This window comes from Nostocoides jenkinsii Ben 74 (genome assembly GCF_001046875.1).
GTDB classification, from domain to species: domain Bacteria; phylum Actinomycetota; class Actinomycetes; order Actinomycetales; family Dermatophilaceae; genus Nostocoides_A; species Nostocoides_A jenkinsii.
Map to the genome: position 1 here is coordinate 2,935,654 of NZ_HF571038.1, position 6,891 is coordinate 2,942,544.

Annotated in this window: 5 protein-coding genes; 2 read left to right on the forward strand and 3 right to left on the reverse strand. The window is 69.7% G+C overall.

All coding sequences use genetic code 11. The features are described from left to right. Nucleotides 1-618 (reverse strand): CDP-diacylglycerol--glycerol-3-phosphate 3-phosphatidyltransferase (gene pgsA, locus BN13_RS14010; protein WP_084733775.1); only part of this gene is annotated, 618 nt, incomplete at its 3' end. Further along, on the reverse strand, nt 615-2,063 hold the full coding sequence (gene rimO, locus BN13_RS14015) for a 30S ribosomal protein S12 methylthiotransferase RimO (protein ID WP_048547849.1): 1,449 nt from the start codon (nt 2,061-2,063) through the stop codon (nt 615-617). The genes rimO and pgsA, both read right to left, overlap by 4 nt. A gap of 28 nt (nt 2,064-2,091) precedes the next feature. Between rimO and BN13_RS14020 the strand changes: the two genes are divergently transcribed. Continuing rightward, nucleotides 2,092-3,270 carry a dipeptidase gene (locus BN13_RS14020; protein WP_048547851.1) on the forward strand — a complete coding sequence of 393 codons (1,179 nt, stop codon included), beginning with the start codon at nt 2,092-2,094 and terminating at the stop codon, nt 3,268-3,270. A 39-nt stretch (nt 3,271-3,309) separates the two neighbouring features. Further along, the gene (locus tag BN13_RS14025; protein ID WP_048547854.1) at nt 3,310-4,302 is read left to right on the forward strand and encodes a TlpA family protein disulfide reductase; all 993 of its coding nucleotides are present in this window, start codon (nt 3,310-3,312) and stop codon (nt 4,300-4,302) included. On the opposite strand, the gene BN13_RS14030 is transcribed toward BN13_RS14025, so the two are convergent. Further along, the coding region (locus tag BN13_RS14030) for a DNA translocase FtsK (RefSeq protein ID WP_407667873.1) at nt 4,299-6,891 on the reverse strand (2,593 nt) is incomplete at its 5' end. The two genes, BN13_RS14025 and BN13_RS14030, sit on opposite strands and share 4 nt — an antisense overlap.

Consider the following 6,891-nt stretch of genomic DNA (forward strand, 5'->3'; position numbering starts at 1 on the left):
CGCCGCCCGCCGCTCACGCTTCATCGCCGTCCGCGGGCTCTTCTGGCGCAAAGTGATGGCCTTGATCACGTAGTCGATGCCCGTCACCACCGTGACCACGACGCTGATAATCAGGATCGTCCACGTCACGGCCCGCCACACCCCCTCGGCAGGGAACGTCCACAGCGGGAGGCACAGCAAACCGAGACCGAGCGCCTGCAGTGTGGTCTTGAGTTTGCCCCCACGACCGGCAGGGATGACCCCGTGCCGGATCACGGCGAAGCGCAAGAGCGTGATCCCCCACTCCCGCACCAGCACCAGAACGGTGAGCCACCACGGGAGTTCACCGATGATCGAGAGGCCGAGGAACGCCATACCGGTCAGGGCCTTGTCCGCGATTGGATCGAGGATTTTGCCGACATTGGTGATGAGGTTCCATTTGCGGGCTAGGTCACCGTCGATGCGGTCCGTCAGGATCGCGACGAGGAAAAGGAGGGCGGCCCACCAGCGCCAGGCGGGATCCGCGCCGTCGTGCCGCAGCAGCGCCCAGGCAAACACCGGGACCAGCAGAATCCGCCCCACCGTCAAGGCATTGGGCAGGTTCCAGTTGGACACCCGGGACGCCGGGGCGGGACTCATCGCGGGGTGGCCTCGAGATCCACTCCTGACGAGCCGACAATGCGGGCCGGCACAAGGTCACCGACGGCGATCCGGCGACCGGAGGTCAGCCGTGTCTCACCGTCGATATCCGGCCCCTGTGTCGCCGTCCGTCCGACAAACACCCCCGGCTCCTCGTCGACCGCCTCAACCAGCACGTCGACGTCCTCTCCCACCCGCCGGGCGGCCCGATCGGCCGTCAACTGCTCGACGAGATCGGTCAGATGGGCCACGCGGTCGTCGATGACGTCCTGGTCAAGCTTGCCGTCGTGATCGGCCGCCTCCGTCCCGTCCTCGTCGCTATAGCCGAAGACACCCACGACATCGAGGTCCGCCGCCTCCAAGAAGTCGGCCACCTCCTGGACGTCATCCTCACCCTCGCCGGGGAAACCGACGATGACATTCGAGCGGATCCCCGCGGTCGGGGCGAGCAACCGAATGCGCTCGATCAGCCCGAGGAAGTCGTCCGTGCCACCGAAGCGCCGCATCCGCCGCAGCAAGCCGGACGAGGCATGCTGGAACGAAATGTCGAACCACGGCACGACCTTGTCCGTCGCCAGCATCGCCTCGATCAGCCCGGGCCGGATCTCGGCCGGCTGCAAGTACGACACCCGCACCCACTCCAGGCCGTCGACAGCCGCAAGACGCGGCAGCAACTTCTCCAGCGCCCCCAGGTCGCCCAAATCCTTGCCGTATGACGTGGAGTTCTCACTGACCAGGAAAACCTCCTTAACCCCGCGCTCGGCCAGCCACCGCGCCTCAGCCACGACCGCATCGGGGTGGCGCGACACGAAGGCCCCGCGGAACATCGGGATCGCGCAAAAGGCGCACCGGCGATCGCAGCCGCTGGCAATCTTCAGCGGCGCCCACGGGCGGTTGTCCAGCCGGGCGCGCACGACCGGCGGCCCGCTGGCCGGCGCCACGTCGGCCAGATCGAGGGGACCGCGCTGCCCCATCCCGGGCATCGCCACCGCCGGCGCCTCGGCGCGGCGCTCCGTGGGCGTGAGCGGCAGGAGCCGGCGACGGTCGCTCGGCACATGACTCTCGGGCCGGGCCCCGTCGAGGATGGCGCGCAGCTGTCCGGAGAGATCGGCATACGAATCGAACCCGAGCACCGCGTCGGCTTCGGGCAACTCGGCGGCGAGCTCACGGCCATACCGCTCGGCCAGGCAGCCGACGGCCACAACGGCCTGAGTGCGCCCGCTCCCCTTGAGTTCGCTGGCTTCCAGGATGGTGTCGATCGAGTCCTTCTTGGCCTGCTCGATGAACCCGCACGTGTTGACGACCGCCACATCGGCCTCGGCAGCGTCGTCGACGAGCTCCCACCCACCGGCCGATAGCCGACCAGCGAGCTCCTCGGAATCGACCTCGTTGCGCGTGCAGCCCAGGGTCACCAGCGCGACGCGCCGGGGCGCCAGGTCCGTCATGGGGCCAACTCTAACTAGCGTGTGCGTCATGCCGTCCCTCGACAAGCCCGCCCTCGACATTCCCGCCGTGCTGGCCACAAACCCCGTGCTGGACGGCCACAACGACCTGCCGTGGGCACTACGCGAACGCGTGGACTACGACCTCGACGCCATCGACATCGCCGCTCGCGGGGACCGGACCCATACCGACCTCCCGCGGCTGCGCGAGGGCGGGGTGGGGGGCCAATTCTGGTCGGTCTATGCGCCGGGCACCCTCTCCCCCATCGACGCCGTCACGGCCACCTTCGAGCAGATCGACGTCGTTCACCACCTCCTTCAGCGGTATGCCGCGGACCTTGCCTTCGCGACCACCGTCCCCGACATCCGCGCCGCCTGGGAGACGGGACGGATCGCCTCCCTATTGGGCGCGGAAGGCGGCCACTGCATCGGCAACTCCCTTGGTGTCCTGCGGATGATGCGCGCGCTGGGCGTCCGCTATCTGACGCTGACGCACAACCAGAACAACGACTGGGCCGACTCGGCGACGGACGTCCCGCGCCATGGCGGCCTCAGCGCGTTCGGCTGCGAGGTGGTTCGCGAGATGAACCGCATCGGCATGCTCGTTGACCTCAGCCATGTCGCCCCGGCCACGATGCACGCCGCCATGGACGTCACCGCGGCGCCGCCGATCTTCTCCCACTCCAGCGCGCGTGCCGTCTGCGACCACCCGCGCAATGTGCCCGATGACGTGCTCGAACGCCTCCGCGACCTCGGCGGGGTCTGCATGGTCACCTTCGTCCCGCGGTTCATCTCCCCCCGCGCGCGGGCCTGGGACGAGGAGGTCCACGCGGCAGCCGACCGGGCTGGGGTCCAGGTGAACGACCTGGCCGCCTACACCGCCTTTTCTCGGACGTATGCCGCGGACGACCCCGCGCCGCTGGCCACCCTCGAGGATGTGGTCGCCCATGTCGAGCACATCCGCGAGGTCGCCGGCCCCGACCACATCGGCCTGGGCGGGGACTATGACGGTGTCGACCGACTGCCGGAGGGGCTGCGCGACGTCTCCGGCTACCCCGCGCTGCTGGGCGCGCTCGCCGACCGTGGTTGGTCCGCTACAGATCTGGCGAAGCTGACCAGCGGCAACATCCTGCGCGTCCTGGATGCCGCCGACGCGACCGCGGCCGGTCTCGCCGACCAGCCACCGAGCCGGGCCCGCCTCATCACCTGACGCCGGGGTGGGCGAAAACGTCGCTCCTATACTTTCGAGGTGTCTTCACCCCTGATCCTGGCCACTTTGCTCACGGCCGCGGTGCTGCTGCTCAGCGGCGTCGCCAAGCTCCGCGAGCCCCAGGCGACTCGGGACGCCTTCTCCTCGCTGCGTCTTCCCGGCGCGCTCGCGCGTCTCGGCGCCCCAGCTGTCCTCCCCTGGGCCGAGCTCGCCCTCGCTGCCGGGCTTCTGCTGCTGCCCGGTGCCCCCGCCGTCGTCGTGGCCGTCATAGTCGTCCTCCTCATGCTCACGTATGCCGCGATCATCGCCCGGGCGCTCGGCTTCCCCGAGCCGGTCGACTGCTCCTGCTTCGGCACTTTGGGGGCCGGGCGGGTGACGCGGCTGACGCTGACGCGAAACATCCTGCTGGTGATGACGTCCGGCCTTGCCACTCTCGACCTCGCGCGCGCCGACGGGAGCGTGGTCCAGCGACTCGTGGGGGCCGATCGGCATACGTGGGGGTGGCTGGGGATGAGCGCGATCGCCGCCGTCCTCGCGGCGATCATCTTCGATCGTGGTGGGGATGCGGACACGGTCGAGCACGAGTTCGACGGCGACGACGAATACGTCCGATTGCCGATCCCCTACGGCTCGCTGGAGAAGCCAGACGGCCAGATGGTCTCGCTCAAGACCATGGTCACCACTCAGGCCCGCCTGCTGGCCTTCTTGAACGAGTCGTGCGGGCCGTGCGTGCGCGCGCAAACCTTCCTGGCGCCTTTCGCCGAAGCGAACCCCGAGGTCGGCGTCGTCGGGATCTATCGGGAGTGGGCGAACCGGGACGCCATCCCGCAGGACGTCGACTGGTATATCGACAACGAGGGCAGCCTGATGCAGGCGTTCGGGGTCCACGGGACCCCGGCGGCCATCCTGCTAGGCGCTGATGGACTGACCGCCGGGGGCCCCGTCCGCGGCGAGGAGGCCATCCAGCAGTTCCTCGACGACATTGCCGCCGAACTCGCCGAGCAGCGGGCCGCGGCCGTCGAAGTGTCCTAGCGTCCCGTCAGCTGCCAGGCATCCTCGGAGTCGCCGTCCTCGTCGTCGAAAGTCTCCGGCGGCTCCTCGCCCCGCATCATCGCTAGGGTCGCCGCGAGATCGTCGGCCGTGATCAGCACCTCGCGCGCCTTGGACCCCTCCGACGGCCCGACCACGCCGCGCGACTCCAGCAGGTCCATCAGCCGACCGGCCTTGGCAAAGCCGACCCGCAGCTTGCGCTGCAGCATCGAGGTCGACCCGAACTGCGTCGTCACAACCAACTCGGCCGCGGACAACAGCAGGTCGAGGTCGTCGCCGATGTCCTCGTCGATCTGCTTCTTGACGGCCTCGACGGCGACGTCGTCGCGATAGTTGGTCTGGAGTTGTCCCTTGACGTGCTGGACGACGGCGTGGATCTCGGTCTCGGTGACCCACGCGCCCTGCACGCGCATCGGCTTGCTCGCCCCCATCGGCAGGAAGAGCGCGTCACCCTGGCCGAGCAGTTTTTCGGCGCCCGGCTGATCGAGGACGACCCGGCTGTCGGCCAGTGATGAGGTCGCGAACGCCATCCGGGACGGCACATTGGCCTTGATCAGGCCGGTGACGACATCAACGGACGGGCGCTGGGTCGCCAGCACCAGGTGAATGCCGGCGGCGCGGGCGAGCTGGGTGATCCGCACGATCGAGTCCTCGACGTCGCGGGGCGCGACCATCATCAGGTCGGCCAACTCATCGACGATCACCAGCAGATACGGATACGGCTCCAGCACCCGTTCCGAGCCCGGCAGTGGCTTGGCCGCGCCGGAGCGCACCGCCTTGTTGAAGTCGTCCACGTGCTTGAACCCGAAGGCGGCCAGATCGTCATACCGATGATCCATCTCCTTGACCACCCACTGCAGCGCCTCGGCGGCCTTCTTGGGGTTGGTGATGATCGGGGTGATCAGGTGCGGGATGCCGTCGTATGCCGTGAGCTCCACACGCTTGGGATCGACCAGGACCATCCGGACCTCCTCGGGCGTCGAGCGCATGAGGATCGAAACGATCATGGAGTTGACGAAGCTCGACTTGCCCGCCCCGGTGGCCCCGGCGACGAGCAGGTGCGGCATCTTGGCGAGGTTCGCCACGACGTAGCCGCCCTCGACGTCCTTGCCAACTCCCATGACCATCGGGTGCACGGTGTTGTGGGCCGCCCGGCTGCGCAGGACGTCACCGAGGGAGACGATCTCCTTGTCGGCATTCGGAATCTCGATCCCGATCGCGGACTTGCCCGGGATCGGGCTGAGGATGCGCACATCGGCCGAGGCCACGGCATACGCGATGTTCTTGCTCATCGACGTGACGCGCTCGACCTTCACGCCGGGACCGAGTTCGACCTCGTACCGGGTGACGGTCGGCCCGCGCGTGAACCCCGTGACCTGGGCATCGATCCCGAACTCGTCCAGGACGGTGGTCAGGCGCGCGACGACCTGGTCGTTGGCCGCGGACCGCGCCTTGGGTGGCGTGCCCTCCTTGAGGACAGCGGCCTCGGGCAGGGTGTAAGCGACGTCCCCTGCCAACGGAAGTTGCTCGGACCGGCCCCCGATCGCGCTGGTGGGCGGGGCCGGCAAGTCGGGCGCGCTCCACTCGGGCGGGATCACCTCGGGGACGACCGAGGCAGGCGTATGCCGCGGGCTCGCCCCCCGCTCCCCGGGCACGGCATCTTGCGGCGAGTCGGCGAGCGGCTCGAACTCCCGCGTATCGGTGGGAGCCTGAGCGGGCACGTCGGCGACCGGGGCGCGCCGACCGCGGCGGCGCCCCTCCCGGGCGACAACCGCCGCTTGGTCGTATGCCGTGTCCCCCTCATACCCTTCGCCTCCGGCGTCGCCGGCCGCCTTCGTGCGTCGCCGGCCGGGGCGGGACGGCAGGGTCTGCGCGCCATCGTCGTCGGCTCCGGCGGGCGGGCCGTCGGTCGCCGGACGCAGGTGCAACAGCCGGTCGGTGACCTCGCCGATCCGGGCCGGGAGGGCGTGGATGGGGGTACCGGTAAGGACGAGCAGGCCGAACAGGCCCGCGAGCAGGAGGAGGGCCACCGCGCCATACACACTGATGCCGGCGGTGAGGGGGCTGGAGGCGAGGAATCCGATGACGCCGCCGGCCTGGCGCATCCCGTCCGCGCCCATCTGGGGCGTCGGGATGCCGTGCGCGATGTGCACCAGGCCGGTGCTGGCGAGGGTCAGGAAGCTCAGCCCGACCGCGAGACGGGTGTTGGCGGCCTCGGAGGCCGTGGCGCGCATCAGTCGCACTCCCAGGCCGAGGAGGACCAGCGGCAGGGCGTAGGCCACCTGACCCAGCGTCCCGGCGACGACGGCGTGGGTCAGATTGCCCAGAACGCCGGTCATCCCCCACCACTCGCGAGCGGCGACGACGACCGCCAGCGCGATCAGGAGCAGTCCGAGACCGTCGCGGCGATGCGCCGGCTCAAGGTCGACGCCGCTGACGCGACGCACGCCGAGTCCGACGAGGCGAGCGCCCCCACCGAGGACCCGTGCCCCGCCACGTGCGGCCCGACCGGCGATGGACGGCCCACTCGTGCGCGCGGTGCCCTTGCGGGCTGGTGGGCGGGAGCGGCTG

Excerpts from the sequence above, each read along its gene's own strand:
- rimO (WP_048547849.1), bottom strand. The coding sequence starts at position 2,063 with ATGACGGACCTGGCGCCCCGGCGCGTCGCGCTGGTGACCCTGGGCTGC.
- BN13_RS14020 (WP_048547851.1), top strand. The coding sequence starts at position 2,092 with ATGCCGTCCCTCGACAAGCCCGCCCTCGACATTCCCGCCGTGCTGGCC.